This window comes from Roseixanthobacter glucoisosaccharinicivorans (assembly GCF_043195095.2).
Classification (GTDB): domain Bacteria; phylum Pseudomonadota; class Alphaproteobacteria; order Rhizobiales; family Xanthobacteraceae; genus NCEH01.
On record NZ_CM195538.1, the window covers coordinates 2039955 to 2054254 of the forward strand.

The 14300-nt window shown below is 65.5% G+C and carries 11 protein-coding genes, 2 tRNA genes and 1 pseudogene; 6 read left to right on the forward strand and 8 right to left on the reverse strand.

The window, feature by feature from the left end:
• Positions 1-3 precede the first annotated feature (3 nt).
• Complete coding sequence (locus V5F78_RS09160) at positions 4-1410, reverse strand: MBOAT family O-acyltransferase (protein WP_394071760.1); 1407 nt, start codon at positions 1408-1410, stop codon at positions 4-6.
• 131 nt (positions 1411-1541) lie between these two features.
• Here V5F78_RS09160 and xth point away from each other — a divergent pair, with 131 nt between their 5' ends.
• Positions 1542-2330 (forward strand): exodeoxyribonuclease III, encoded by a 789-nt coding sequence (xth, locus tag V5F78_RS09165; protein ID WP_394071759.1) that lies wholly within the window; start codon positions 1542-1544, stop codon positions 2328-2330.
• A gap of 69 nt (positions 2331-2399) precedes the next feature.
• Here xth and V5F78_RS09170 read toward each other — a convergent pair whose 3' ends face one another.
• The 6 genes from V5F78_RS09170 to V5F78_RS09195 all read right to left on the reverse strand — a co-directional run bounded on the left by V5F78_RS09170 (position 2400) and on the right by V5F78_RS09195 (position 10587).
• Positions 2400-3335 (reverse strand): tetratricopeptide repeat protein, encoded by a 936-nt coding sequence (locus tag V5F78_RS09170; protein ID WP_394071758.1) that lies wholly within the window; start codon positions 3333-3335, stop codon positions 2400-2402.
• 326 nt (positions 3336-3661) lie between these two features.
• On the reverse strand, positions 3662-6448 hold the full coding sequence (locus V5F78_RS09175) for a valine--tRNA ligase (protein WP_394071757.1): 2787 nt from the start codon (positions 6446-6448) through the stop codon (positions 3662-3664).
• 127 nt (positions 6449-6575) lie between these two features.
• On the reverse strand, positions 6576-7169 hold the full coding sequence (locus tag V5F78_RS09180) for a DUF2497 domain-containing protein (RefSeq protein WP_394071756.1): 594 nt from the start codon (positions 7167-7169) through the stop codon (positions 6576-6578).
• 482 nt (positions 7170-7651) lie between these two features.
• Positions 7652-9046, reverse strand: a complete 1395-nt coding sequence (locus V5F78_RS09185; protein WP_394071755.1) for a TolC family outer membrane protein — start codon at positions 9044-9046, stop codon at positions 7652-7654.
• Positions 9047-9206: 160 nt separating this feature from the next.
• Positions 9207-9878: a protein-L-isoaspartate O-methyltransferase family protein gene (locus V5F78_RS09190; protein WP_394071754.1), complete on the reverse strand. Its 672-nt coding sequence runs from the start codon at positions 9876-9878 to the stop codon at positions 9207-9209.
• A 145-nt stretch (positions 9879-10023) separates the two neighbouring features.
• Complete coding sequence (locus V5F78_RS09195; RefSeq protein ID WP_394071753.1) at positions 10024-10587, reverse strand: hypothetical protein; 564 nt, start codon at positions 10585-10587, stop codon at positions 10024-10026.
• 241 nt (positions 10588-10828) lie between these two features.
• Here V5F78_RS09195 and V5F78_RS09200 point away from each other — a divergent pair.
• The 5 genes and pseudogenes from V5F78_RS09200 to V5F78_RS09220 all read left to right on the forward strand — a co-directional run bounded on the left by V5F78_RS09200 (position 10829) and on the right by V5F78_RS09220 (position 13823).
• Positions 10829-10902, forward strand: a tRNA-Cys gene (locus V5F78_RS09200).
• Positions 10903-11021: 119 nt separating this feature from the next.
• A complete protein-coding gene (locus tag V5F78_RS09205) occupies positions 11022-12863 on the forward strand; it encodes an ABC transporter ATP-binding protein (RefSeq protein WP_394071752.1) in 1842 nt (613 codons plus the stop codon).
• A gap of 131 nt (positions 12864-12994) precedes the next feature.
• Positions 12995-13069, forward strand: a tRNA-Asn gene (locus tag V5F78_RS09210).
• 206 nt (positions 13070-13275) lie between these two features.
• Positions 13276-13425: pseudogene (locus tag V5F78_RS09215) on the forward strand (IS3 family transposase); the annotation flags it as partial.
• 74 nt (positions 13426-13499) lie between these two features.
• Positions 13500-13823 (forward strand): integrase core domain-containing protein, encoded by a 324-nt coding sequence (locus tag V5F78_RS09220; RefSeq protein ID WP_394071834.1) that lies wholly within the window; start codon positions 13500-13502, stop codon positions 13821-13823.
• Positions 13824-13870: 47 nt separating this feature from the next.
• On the opposite strand, the gene V5F78_RS09225 is transcribed toward V5F78_RS09220, so the two are convergent.
• On the reverse strand, positions 13871-14296 hold the full coding sequence (locus V5F78_RS09225; protein WP_394071751.1) for a GFA family protein: 426 nt from the start codon (positions 14294-14296) through the stop codon (positions 13871-13873).
• Positions 14297-14300: the final 4 nt, after the last annotated feature.

Consider the following 14300-nt stretch of genomic DNA (forward strand, 5'->3'; position numbering starts at 1 on the left):
GCCTCAGAACCGATAATAGAGGAAGGGCGTGCCCATTCCGCCACCGATCCACACCACGCTGAACAGCATCAGCAGGGCGATCATCACGTAATCGCCGACCGCGAGCAGGGGCTTCATGGCCGGCGACCAGCGGATGCGCGGCCACTTCCACAGGCCGATCAGGCCGCCGACCACCAGAGCGGCGATGGACAGCGGATACAAGCCGAAGCCGAACGCCACGCTGTATCCGCCAAGGCCGTTGAAGCCGAACAGCCCCTGGAACATGGCGATGGCGCCCTCGAAGGTCTCGGCGCGGAACCAGACCCAGCCGAGGAACACCGCGAGCAGCGTATAAATATGGGCAAATGCCGCCGGCATGCGCTTGAGCAGCTTGCCGAGCCCGGCGCGCTCGATCACCAGGAAGGCGCCGTGATGGGCGCCCCATATCACGAAATTCCAGCTCGCGCCGTGCCACAGGCCGCACAGCAGGAACACCGCCCACAGATTGGCATAGGTGCGCACCACGCCGCGCCGATTGCCGCCGAGCGTGATGTAGACATAATCCCGCAGCCACGACGACAGGCTCATGTGCCAGCGGCGCCAGAAATCGGTGATGCTGAGCGAGGCGTAGGGAATGCGGAAGTTGCGCGGCAGCGTGAAGCCCACCATCACGCCCAGGCCAACCGCCATGGCGGAATAGCCGCCGAAGTCGAAATAGATCTGGATCGCGTAGGAATAGACCCCGGTCCAGGCCTCCAGGAACGTCGGGTTGGAGGTGCCGTCGAACACGGCATCCACCATGCGCGCCACCTCGTCGGCGATCAGCACCTTCCAGGCAAGGCCGAGCGCGAACAGCCGCGCACCGGCGGAGAAGCGGCCCCAGGTGGTGCGCCGGTCCGACAATTGATGGGCGACCAACGAATAGCGCACGATCGGGCCCGCGACCAATTGCGGGAACATGGTCATGTAGAGAATGAATTCCCAGGGATTGCGATTGGCGCGCACCCGGCCCTTGTAGATGTCCGCGATGTAGGAAATCGCATGGAACGAATAGAACGAGATTCCAAGCGGCAGGGAAATGTTGGGATTGACGATATAGATGCCAAGCGGGTGCAATAAGAAGTCAAGATTCTCGATCAGGAAGCCGGTATATTTGAAAAATCCCAGCATCAGGACGTTGAAAATCACGCCGAGAATGAGAAACCGCTTGCGGCGCTGGCCTTCATTTCGATCGACTGCCAAGGCGACATAATAATTCACCGCAATCGAAAACAGCAGAATCAAAAGGTGCGGCGTGTATCCGACCGAATAGAAAATGAGCGAGAAGACAACGAAAATAAAATTCTTCGTCTTGATCTGCTTCGCCGAAAAATACAGCAGCAGGAAGAGCGGAAGAAAATAGAATAGAAACTGAATGGATGCGAAGGTCATACGATCGGGGCCGGCAGGGTCACGAGAAGGGGTCCGAAATGACATCCTTTCGCCCGTCAGGCAAGTCTCAATCCAGGTTTGCGCGACGGCAGCTCTGCACTATCCTGCCCATTCTCTCGGGAGTGTGACCGATGCGTATCGCCACCTGGAACGTCAATTCCATCCGCCAGCGTCTAGACCATGCCGTGCGCTGGCTCAGCGAGGCGCAGCCGGATGTCGTGTGCCTGCAGGAAATCAAGTGCCAGACCGAAGCCTTCCCGCGCGAGCCGTTCGAGGCGCTCGGCTATAATGTGTCCGTGCACGGGCAGAAGACCTTCAATGGCGTGGCCATGCTCTCCAAGCTGCCGCTCGAGGATGTGACCCACGGGCTCGCGGGCAATGACGAGGATGTGCAGGCCCGCTTCATCGAGGCCGTCATCTCCACCAAGGGTGGCGCGGTGCGCGTGTGCTGCATCTATCTGCCCAACGGCAATCCGGTCGGCACGGAGAAATATCCCTACAAGCTCAATTTCATGGAGCGCCTGCACGCGTTCGCCGCCGACCGGCTCGCCCTGGAGGAGCCGCTCCTGCTATGCGGGGATTTCAATGTGATCCCAGCCGAGGCCGATGCGGCGGACCCCGCCGCCTGGGTCAATGACGCCCTGTTCCTGCCGCAGACGCGGGAGGCTTTCCGCACCCTCACCCATCTCGGCCTGGTGGATGCGGTGCGTGCCACCTCGGACAGCGCCAAGCTCTACAGCTTCTGGGATTATCAGGCCGGCGCCTTCCAGCGCGACCTCGGCATCCGGATCGACCATCTGCTGCTGTCACCCCAGGCGGCGGATACGTTGCTCGCGGCCGGCATCGACAAGCATGTGCGGGCCTGGGAAAAGCCGTCCGATCACGTGCCGGTGTGGGTGGATCTCAAAATCGCGGCGTAGCGACGCCTGGCGCGGGGCGGGAGCCGGACCGAGGCAAAACCGCCCTGCCCGCTCCTCGAACCGCCGCCGTCAGCGCTGCGCGGTCTTCAGCCATTGCTCGAGATATTGCAGCGCCTGTTCGCGCTCCTCGGGGGTGGCCTCGGCGAAGGCGTCCTCATAGAGGTCCACCACCCATTTGTCCTGCGGGGCGGCGGCCCCGTCGCGGGCGAGGGTCAGCCACATCAGCCCACGGGCGCCCTGCCGGCTGATGCCGTCGTCGCCCCGGAACAGCATGTTGCCGAGCAGCGCCTGGGCCTCATACTGCCCCTTCTGGGACGACAGGATGAGCCACCGCGCCGCCTGGCGCGGATCGCGCGGGGTGCCGACGCCGTCCAGATACATCTTGCCGAGCCGGTACTGGGCTTCCGAATCCCCGAAATAGGATGCGGCATAGGAATACATGTCGCGGGCGCGGGCCGCGTCCCGCCGCACCGAGGAATTGGGAATGCCCTGGAGATAATAGCTGCCGAGCGCCACGAACGCGCTCGCGACAAACCGCGCTTGGGCGGTGCCGGGATAGTCCTCGGCGTGGCTGTTCGCGACCCGGCTGAAATATTCGAACGCCTTGATGTCGTCGCGCTTCACGCCGTCGCCGTCGGCATACATGCGGCCCAGCTTCCATTGGGCGGCCGGGTGCCCCTGATCGGCGGCATAGCGCAGGGCGTCCACGCCCTTGGCCGTCTGGCCGAGCCGCAGCGCCTGCGCGCCGGAGCGGAACGCCTCGTCCACCGGGCGCACGCCGGGGGTCACGGGCACATCGGCCGGCGGCGTCAATTGTTCCGGCACCGTATGATCGGACTGGGCATTGCCGTCGAACGCGAGCGCCGGGCTCGCCAGCACGCCGCACAACAGCAGCGCCGCCGCGAACGTCTCGCGATAGGGACGCTTCGCCGGCCGGGGCGCGCAGAAGACACGCCCCCCACGGGGCGCGCGACGCTTCAACTGGAGATGGTTCTTGCTAACCATGATCGAGGAAAGATGCCATGCCGTGGGGGCAAGATCGGGGCCGCGCCAAGGCCAAGCCGAGGATTCTCCTGGGCGTCCCTGTGCTTCTGCCGCAATCAAGAGACCACAACCGGCCTTATGCCCTGTCATCCGGGATCACCCTCGACGTGGCGGCCGGAAAGACTTTCCGAGCAACTGAACCCGCCACGTGCAGGCCCTCGATTACACGCGGTTTTGTGGCGGCTTCGCGGCGCGCGGCACCTCGCGCCGGGTTCGTGGCTGGAATGCTTCTGGGTGTTGCGCGCCTGTCACAGTTTTCGGCCCGGAGGAACCGGGCCGAAATCGTGTCACGCGGTGCGCGACAATTGCGCGATGGCGGAGAGAACCTTCTCCTTGCGCGCGAGATATTCCTCGCGCTTCTCGCGCTCGGCCTCGACCACCTCCTCGGGCGCCCGGGCGACGAAGGAAGCATTGGAGAGCTTGCCGTCGATCCGCGCCACTTCCTGGTCGAGCTTGCCTTCTTCCTTGCGCAGGCGGGTCAGTTCCTCCGCGAGATCGACGATGCCGGCGAGCGGCAAGGCGGCCACCTCCCCACGCACCACCATCTGAACGGACTCGCCCGGCATGGCGGCGGCGAACGTGATGTCCGAGAGCCGCGCAAGCCGGCGGATGGCGTCGTCCCACACCTTGGCGCGCATTTCAGTGGCTGCGGAGGCGTCCACCAGCACCAGAGGCACTTGCGCGCCGGCCGGCACGTTCATCTCGGCACGCACGGAGCGCACTTCGGTGATGAGGTCCACCGCCCAGCCCACTTCGGCCTCCGCATCGGGCGCCTCCAGGCCGGAGAGGTCGGGCCAGGGGGCAAGGGCGAGCAGCCCATCGCGCGCCGGTCCCTGCTCGCCCGTGCGCGCCCACAACTCCTCGGTCAGGAACGGCATGAAGGGATGCAGCAGCTTCAGCGCCACGTCGAGCACGAAGGCCGTGGTCGCCCGCGTCTCGCTCTTGCCCGCCCCGTCGGGGCCGGAGAGCACGGGCTTCGCCAGCTCCAGGTGCCAGTCACAGAACACGTTCCAGATGAAGCGATAGACCGCGCCGGCAGCATCGTTGAAGCGATAGGCGGCAAGCGCCGCCTCAAGCTCGGCCGTGGCGCGGGCGGCCTCGCCGATAATCCAGCGGTTGAGCGTGCCGTCCACCTTCGCGGGATCGAACCCTTCCACCCGCTCGCAGCCGTTCATCTGGGCGAAGCGCACCGCATTCCAGAGCTTGGTCGCGAAATTGCGGTAGCCCTCCACGCGCGAGGTGGCGAGCTTGATGTCGCGCCCCTGGGCGGCCATGGCGGCGAGCGTGAAGCGCAGGGCGTCAGCGCCATACTGGTCGATGAGGTCCAGCGGGTCGATGACGTTGCCCTTGGACTTCGACATCTTCGCCCCCTTCTCGTCACGGACGAGGGCGTGGATGTAGATGTCCTTGAACGGCACGTCGGGCATGAAGTGCAGGCCCATCATCATCATCCGGGCGACCCAGAAGAAGATAATGTCGAAGCCCGTCACCAGGACCGAGGTCGGGTAGAATTTGGCGAGCTCCGGCGTCTCGTCTGGCCAGCCCATGGTGGAGAAGGGCCAGAGCGCGGAGGAGAACCAGGTGTCGAGCACGTCCTCGTCGCGGGTGAGGAAGGCGGCGCGCTTCTCCGCATCGTCGATCAGCGCCTGCGCTTCCTCGCCGGTGAGGTTTTCCGCGCCGACATTGTGGGCCAGCGCGGCCTCGAACGCCTGGTCTTCGTCCAGCTCGACGAACACATTGCCGAACGGGTCGTACCAGGCCGGAATCTGGTGACCCCACCAGAGCTGGCGCGAGACGCACCAGGGCTGGATGTTCTCCAGCCATTCGAAATAGGTCTTTTCCCAATTCTTGGGCACGAAGCCGGTGCGCCCCTCACGCACGGCGGCGAGCGCCGGCTGGGCCAGCGTCTTGGCGTCCACATACCATTGGTCGGTGAGCCAGGGCTCGATCACGACGCCTGAGCGGTCGCCGTGCGGCACCACGTGCGGATGCGGCTCGATCTTTTCCAGCAGCTCCAGATTGGTGAGCAGCTCCACGATCTGCTTGCGCGCAACGAAGCGGTCGGTGCCGCTGAGCAGTGTGAGCACGCCGCCGAAATCGGGATCGTCCACATAGGCATCGCGCCGGGCGGCATAATCGTCCCGGATATCCGACGGGTCGATGCGGGCCTCGGCGTCCAGGATATTGATCATCGGCAGGTGATGCCGGCGCCCCACCTCGAAATCGTTGAAATCGTGCGCCGGGGTGATCTTCACCGCGCCCGAGCCCTTCTCGGGATCGGAATATTCGTCCGCCACGATGGGAATGCGCCGGCCGACCAGCGGCAGGATGACGAACTTGCCGACGAGGTCGGCATAGCGCTCGTCCTCGGGATGCACCGCCACCGCCGTGTCGCCCAGCATGGTTTCCGGCCGCGTGGTGGCGACCACGATGAAGCGGTCGTCCTCGCCCTCCACCGGATAGCGCAGGTGCCAGAGATTGCCCTTGGTCTCGACCGGCTGGACCTCGAGGTCCGAAATCGCGGTGACCAGCTTGGGGTCCCAATTGACGAGGCGCTTGTCCTTATAGATGAGACCCGCGCGGTGCAGCTCCACGAACACCTTCAGCACGGCGCGGGAGAGCCCCTCGTCCATGGTGAAGCGCTCGCGCGACCAGTCGCAGGAGGCGCCGAGGCGCTTCAGCTGGTTGACGATGGTGCCGCCGGATTCTTCCTTCCAGGCCCACACGCGCTCGATGAAGGCGGCGCGGCCCATCTCGCGGCGGCCCGGCTCCTGGCGCTGGGCCAGCTGGCGCTCCACCACCATCTGGGTGGCGATGCCGGCATGGTCGGTGCCCGGTTGCCAGAGCACATCCTTGCCGCGCATGCGCTCGTAGCGCGCCAGCACGTCCTGCAGCGTGTTGTTGAGCGCATGGCCCATGTGCAGCGAGCCGGTGACGTTCGGCGGGGGAATGACGATGGAAAAGCCGGGCGCGTCCTTGCGCTCGGGCCGCCCGCACCGGAACGCCTGCGCTTCTTCCCAGGCGGCGGAGATGCGTGCTTCCACGGCGGCGGGATCGAACACTTTTTCCAGCATGCGCAAAGCTCCACGGGCGCGTCGCGCCCGGCATCGTGATCTTGAGACGTGCGCCTTAAAGCCGTACGGCGGCCCCGCCGTCAACGGGGCCGCCGCACAAGGGGCAATTTCCGGGTGCGCGTGAGGGTCAGCGCGCGGTGCGCGACACCCGCTCGATTTCCGCGCGAACAAGGCGCTCGACGATGTCCGGAAGATTGGCGTCCAGCCATTCCTTGAGCATCGGCCGCAGGATCTCCTTCACCAGATCCTCCACCGTGCGCTCATGGGTGGGCAGCACCATGTCGCCGAGCGATTCGAAGGCGGCAGCCACCGCCGCATCCACGGCGGGCGAGAGAAGATCCTTGCGGCGTGGGGCATCGCCGAACGGGCGGGTGGACGATTCCGACGCGCGCGGCGCGGCCGGGCGGGCGGCGCCGTCGCCACGAGGCGCTGAGGGCTGCGCGGGCTGGGTGTGGGGCGCGCGAAGCGGGGCGCCGCCTGAAGCGGGATAATCGGCCATGTCCTCATCCTCGCGATACGGTGTGGCGGCCGCCGGGCTGACCCCTTCCCATCCATCGGCCGGATCGTCATAGCGATCCAGGCTGGCCGAGAACGCATCGGCGAACGGATCGGCCTCCAGGGGATGGCGCGCCGCGCTCTCGCGGGCGGTGTCCCGCGGCGGCTGGGGCCGGGCCGGTATTGGCCGGGCATCGTCCGAGTCATAGACGCTGGGGCGGGGCATGTCCTGTCCTGAGGCGTCGGGCCGCAAGGCCTCCTGCCGGGTGGGCGCTGGACGGGCAGGATCTTGCCGGCCTGCCTCCTGCCGCGGAGGCTCTTGGCGCAGAGCTTCTTGCCGTCCCCCATCCGCCCGCGCGGGCTCGGGGCGGAACGCTTCCCCGCGACGCGGCGGTTCGGGACGGGGTGAAGGCGCGAAGCGCGTGTCGTCCCCCAGCCCGCGACGGGGCGGAATGTCCTTTGCAGGCGTCGCGGTGTCGCGGCGGGCGGGCGCATCGTCGTCCGAGATGATCCGGCGAATGGAGGCCAGGATCTCGTCCATGGAGGGTTCTTGCGGCTTCGGGTTTGCGGACATGTCTCGACCTCGGCCGAAGACGTCCTTCAAACCGCGCGCAACGCTACGATTGATCAGGGACGCCAGAATCGCACCTATTTTTCAACATGGCATCACGACGCGCCCCGGCGATCAAGCCCGCTGACGCATCCGGCTCACTTTCCGTCGGGGGTACGCAAGCCGAACCAGCTGTCCCGCACCTGCTGGTAGTGCACCTTCGGGTCGTAGACCGGAACCTTCAGGCCCAGCGACAAGGCATCCAGCTTGCCGACCACCGAGACCAGGGAATAGGCCGCCACGACCCGGTCGCGCTGGGCGATCACCAGCGCCGACTTGGAATTGGTGAGGTCGGTCTGGGCGTTCAAAACGTCGGTGGTGGTGCGCTGGCCGACGCGCCATTCCTCGCGCACGCCTTCCAGGGCGAGCGTATTGGCGGCCACCTGGGATTGCGCCGCCTCGATCTGCGCCTTGGCGGCTTCGAGCGCGCCCCAATATTGCACGCCCTGGGTGCGGACCGCGTCGCGGTTCACATCCACCTCGATGCGGGCCTGGGAGAGATATTCCTTCGCCTGGCGGATGGCGGAATATTCCGCGCCGCCCTGGTAGATCGGCACCGACAGGTTGAGCGTCACCGCCGCGCCGAAGTTCGAATCCACGGCCTGGCTCTGGTCGTAGGATTGCAGCACCTGGCCCTGCACGTTCAGGTTCGGCGCGAGGCCGCCTTCCGCCATGCGGACTTTGAAGTTCGCGGCATCCACAGCGAACTGCGAGGCGAGGATCGCGGGGTTCTGCGCAAGCCCCGCGCCGATCACACCGTCGAGCCTGGGCGGCAGGCGGCGTTCCACGGCGGTGGAGGGCGGCACCAGCTTGCCCGGCTCCACGCCGATCACCTGATGATAGACCGCGCGATAGGAGGAGAGGTTCGCGATCGCCTGCGCCACCTGATATTGCGCGCTGGCGACGCGCGCCTCGGCCTGCGCCACGTCGGTGCGGGTCACTTCACCCACGTTGAAGCGGTCTCGGGTCGCGCGCAATTCCTGGTTGAGGGCGGCGAGATTCTGCTGCTGCAATTCCAGGAGCGCGATGCCCTGGATCACGTCCATGAACGCGGTCACGCCGTTCAGCAGCACGCTCTGCTCGGTGTTGCGCAGCAGCTCGCGCTGGCCCTTCACCTGCGATTCGGCGTTGCGGGTCGTGTTCGCGGTGAGAAAGCCGTTGAAGATGGTCTGCGTCACGGTGAGGTTGGCGGAGCGCGGCACGAGGGAACCCGTGGTGCTCACACCCGCCGCCTTGGAGCGGGCATATTCGCTGCCCGCGCTCACCCCGGCCGTGATGTTCGGCCGATAGCCGGACAGGGCCTGCGGAACGTTTTCGTCGATGGCCCGTGTACCAGCGCGTTGCGAATTCAGGGTCGGGTTATTGATGTAGGCGGCCGCCAGCGCGGCTTCGAGAGTCTGGGCGGACGCAGTGGCAGACCAAGCCGTGGCGCCAAGGGCGGTGGCGGCGGCCAGCACAAGGATGCGTCGGCGAACATGTGTCGCAAGCGACATGAAAATCTCCCCGACCGACGCGAGGCCGCACGACAAAGAGTGCGGCGCCTGACGCGCGGAACTTAAGCTGACCTTAACTGCCTGTCCGATCGGAGGGAACCGATCGGTTCGATCCGTCGGTGCTTTTCCGAACCACCGCGGCAGAAGCGCCACAGGTGGATCAGAAAGTGAAGCGCGGCGGGGCTTCGAAGCCGGCCAGCAGCGGCACGGCGGCGTTGAATACGACCCGCTCGCTCATGGCGCCGTTCACCTTGGTGAACACCGCAGCACGGCCGGCGCCGCCACGGCCCACCACGGTGACGAGCCGGCCACCTTCCTTGAGCTGGGCGAACAGAGCTTCTGGCACGATATCGACCGACCCGTTGATGAAGATCACGTCGTAAGGCGCCTCGGGCGCCCAGCCGGCGGTCAGCGTGCCCTGGAAGGCGGCGACGTTCGCCACCGAGAGATCGGCAAGGATCGCGGTCGATTCGGCGATCAGCTCGGCATCGTCGTCGAGCGCGACCACCTGCCCCGCGAGCCGTCCGAGGATGGCCGCCGAATATCCGGTGCCGACGGCGATATCGAGCACCAGATCGTCCGGCTGCACATCGGCCAGCTGAAGCAGCTTGGCCAGAACCATCGGCTCCACCAGATAGCGCGCGGGCGAGCCGGCGCGGGCCGGGCGGATGACCAAATCGTCGTCGATATAAGCGAGGGACTTCAGATCCGAGGGCACGAAGCGCTCACGCGGGATCTCGAGCATCGCGCTGACGATCCGCGGATCGGTCACATCATTGGCGCGAACCTGGCCGTCCACCATGCCGCGACGCAATTCGGCGAAATCGATCATCTCTGGCCCTCCGACCGCTGCCGTGACGGTTTAACCCTGACCTGCAAGAGCCACAGACCTGCCACTTTTGCAAGTCGCCGGAACGCGAGCTCAGCGGCTCGCGTTCCGGCACCGCGCGGCGTGCGCGCACGGGCCTGTCAGGGCGTCACTTGGCTGCCGTATCGGCAATGCCGGCGATCGTGATCTGGCGGAAGATCACATGATCGCCGACCTTGATCTTCTTGAACTCGTCCTTGCCTTCGGGAATCTGAACCGCGACCGCGTTGCCGCCCGGGCCCTTGACCGTGACGGTGCGGGTGTCGAGGGCGACAGCGGTGACGGTGGCGGCGATTTCGCGGCGGTCGGTGACGATCACGCCCGGGCGTGCGCCTGCGGGGGCGCCGTCCAGCGTCTTCATGTCCACGGGAATCGGCGTGCCGTCGTTGGGATGCACGACCTGGATCTCGGTCGCCTGCTCCATGCCCGCGGTGACGATGTCGCCGACCTTGATCTGCGGGAAGTTCTGCATCTCGTCGCCGGCCTTCAGCGCGATCCAGTTCCCTTCCGGGCCCACGAGCGTGATGACGCGGGTCTTGGTATCCACGGCGGACACCTTGGCCGAGATCGTCGTCTTCACCACGAAGGCGACGGTGAGAATCGGATCGGCGGCAAGGGCGAGCGTCGGCAGCAGCGCAAGCGCGCCGGCGGTGAGGAGTTTGCGCATATTCATGGGCTTGGTCTCCCGAAGCGTCCATCTTCATGCGAGATGGAGCCCGGGTGGCTTGCCGCATGGTCAGGATCTGCGCAAGCGCCAAGCCTGAGCTTTTCCGTCGCGCCCCGCCGATGCTGGCAGGGCCTGCGGCGTGCCCCGGGCCAGGGCCGCGCGGAACCGCGCGAAAGCAGATGAGAGACGGCGGCCCACAGGCCCCCTTGCCCCAGGCGGCCGACTGCTTTAGTTAGCGCCGCTACGAGGCCACGTGGCGGAGTGGTTACGCAGCGGACTGCAAATCCGTGCACCCCGGTTCGATTCCGGGCGTGGCCTCCAGTTTCGTGCGCGGCACTTTCCCCTTGTGCGATGCCCATCTCGCCCGGATGCACGAAACTGAACCGCCGCTCACGCGGCGAAGCATGGGCGTGGCACGCGGATCGTGCCCGGAGATTTTGATGAGCATTTCGCCGCTGAAGCGCCTTGGCGCCTACATGCAAAAAGATGAGACCATGCGGCTCATCAATCGCCTGTTCATCTCCGACGGCCGCCGCCACTGGAAAGGATATGCGACAGCATTCAGCTTCATGGGGCTGATGGCCGCCTCCACCGGCGCCATGGCCTATCTCATGAAATCGGCGGTCGATTCGATTTTCGTCCATCCCACCGCTGAAGCGGTCTGGGCGGTGGCGATCGCGATGATGCTCCTCTCCACCATCAAGGGCGTTTCCGCCTACGCCCAGTCGGTGACCATGGCGCGGGTCGGCAACCGGATCGTCGCCGACAACCAGAAGCGGATCTTCGACCGCCTTCTGGACCAGGACGTGACCTATTATGCGGCGCGCCACACCGCCGACATCACCATGCGCTTTTCCATCGGCGCGAACTCGGCCCGCGACGCGCTGAACCTCGTCATCACCTCCATCGGCCGCGACATGCTCTCGCTGATCGCCCTGGTGACGGTCGCGGTCCTTCAGGACCCGTTCCTCGCCATCGTCGCCCTGGTGGTGATGCCGATCGCGGTCATGGGCACGCGCAAGCTGGTGAAGAAGGCCAAGAACATCTTCAAGCGCGAGTTTGCCAGCGGCATCAAGCTCAACACCACCGCCATGGAGTTCATCCAGGGCGTGCGCACGGTGAAGGCCTATACGCTGGAAACCATCATGCGCGGCCGCGTCTATAGCTATGTGGACGATGTTGAGCGCGCCTCCAACAATCTGATGAAGACCCAGGCCAAGTCGAGCCCGCTGATGGAAACCCTCGGCGGCTTCGCCATCGCGGGCGTGATTCTCTATGCCGGCTACAACGTGGTCGTGCTGAACAAGACGCCCGGCGAATTCTTCTCGGTGCTCACCGCGCTCCTCCTAGCCTATGAGCCCGCCAAGCGCCTCGCCCGCTTCAATGTGGAGCTGGCCGGCATGATGGTTGGCACGAACATGCTGTTCGAGATCCTCGACACGCCGGGCGCCGAACAGGAGCCGGCGGACATGCCGCTGCTTCCGGTCGGCCCTGGCCGGGTGGATTTCAAGGATGTGGAGTTCGCCTACCGCCCCGGCGAGCCGGTTCTGCGCGGCATCTCGCTGACGGCCGAACCGGGCCAGACCACGGCGCTGGTGGGCACGTCCGGCGGCGGCAAGAGCACCATCATCAGCCTGATCGAGCGCTTCTATACGCCCACCTCCGGCGCCGTCACCATCGACGGGCAGGACGTGACGCGGTTCAAGCGGACCTCAGTGCGCGCCGCATCCGCCCTGGTGAGCCAGGATGTCTATCTGTTCTCGGGCACGGTGAAGGAAAACATCGGCTTCGGTCGTCCGGACGCCACCGAGGACGAGATCATCGAGGCGGCCAAGGCGGCCCATGCCCATGACTTCATCATGAGCTTCGAGCACGGCTACGACACCCAGGTGGGCGAGCACGGCGCCCAGCTCTCCGGCGGGCAGCGCCAGCGCATCGCGATTTCCCGCGCCTTCCTCAAGAACGCGCCCATCCTGCTGCTGGACGAGGCCACCGCCGCGCTCGACAGCGAATCCGAGGCGGAAGTGCAGAAGGCGCTGGTGGCGCTGCAGAGCCGGCGCACCACCATCGTCATCGCCCACCGGCTCCAGACCGTGGTGCGCGCCGACAAGATCTGCGTGGTCGACGGCGGCCATGTGGTGGAAAGCGGACGGCACGACGAGCTGATGGCCAAGCGCGGGCGCTATTACAGCTTCTACCAGATGCAGTTCGCCCACGAGAACGAGCACAAGGACGAGCATAAGGACGCCGCCGGCCAGGCGCCGACATTGCTCTCGGCCTGAGGCCTTTTAAAACAATGGCTTGGGGGAGATACCCCCAGGCTTTTCACAAGCCCCGCACAATTATCGCGGTTTATGTCTTCACAAGCCGGCACACGGTTGCTATATCGCCGGCCTCGCAAGTGAGCACCTGTTCCCCGGTAGCTCAGTGGTAGAGCAACCGGCTGTTAACCGGTTGGTCGCTGGTTCGAATCCGGCCCGGGGAGCCACTTCAAATTGAAACTGCGAAGCCGTGCGCCGCAGTTTCCACCCCAGGATTTCTTTAGCGCGTCCGAGGTGATTTCGTTTCGCTCTTGCAGCCTTCCGTCGGCTCGCTCGAAATCCGCCGGGGTGGCATCCCTCGTCCGCTTCAATTCCGCGATTCGTCCCTTCAGGTTGGAATCAGTCAGGTCCGCGAGTCGGTCGCCGCTTCCGCATGCTCACGGTCGTGAAGGACGACACCCGAGAATGCCTTACTCTGGTGGCTGACACATCGCTCTGCGGCGGCTGGGTGGCCAGGGAACTGGATCGCCTGATGGCTGAGCGCGGCCGGCCGAAGATGATCGTCAGCGACAATGGCAGTGAGTTCACCTCCAACGCCATCCTTGCCGAGGCAGACGCGGCACAGGTCGAGTGGCCCACATCGGGCCGCGAAAGCCGATGCAGAGTGCCTTTATCGAATGTTTCAACGGGGCCGCTGCGCGAGGAGCTTCTCAACGAAGCTCTGTTCTCGGCGCTGAGCCAAGCCAGAGTCGCCTTGAGCGTGCGGGGGACAGCTACAATGTATCACGTCCCCACTCCGCAATCGGCTGGCAGACCCCGTCCGCCTTCGCCACCATCTTTCGCCCGCGACGGGATCGACCGCTGCTCCAAGCCGGAAGCTCCGCGCCATCCCACCTCACGCCGCCGAACAGGGCAGATCCAACTGCCGGAGCGAACTCGCCGCTGAATAGAAGGTGGGGGCAACATCACAGACCAAGATAACGGTGCTGGCGCTTTTACGCATCCTTGCGCCTGCGGATCCGTCACGGTCACCCCGCCGGAATGAAACGCAGGGTGCCGGCTCGGCGCGTTGGCTTTCCGGTGTCGCTCGTGTGGTTGACGCCGTCCATGACGGGCACCTCAAGGAAATCGAACGGGCTTGTTCCGTCGAGGCAGGCGACGTTGACAGCGTACAGGCTCTGATCGGATCGTCTTTGATGGTGCGTGTAAATCCCGCAGCGCGAACAGAAGAAGTGCTGCGCGGCTCCACTATGGAAGCGGTAGGTCGTCAGCATCTCCTCGCCCTCGAGGATGCGGACGCCGCCCATTTCGGCCATCACGACGACGGCCCCGCGCATGCGGCAATAAGAGCAGGTGCAGCGTCGGATCGAATTGAAGCCGTCGCTGAGCGCGACCTCGAAGCGCACGGCCCCACAATGGCATTGGCCAGCCCGGGCGTTGGTATCTCTTGCCATGTCG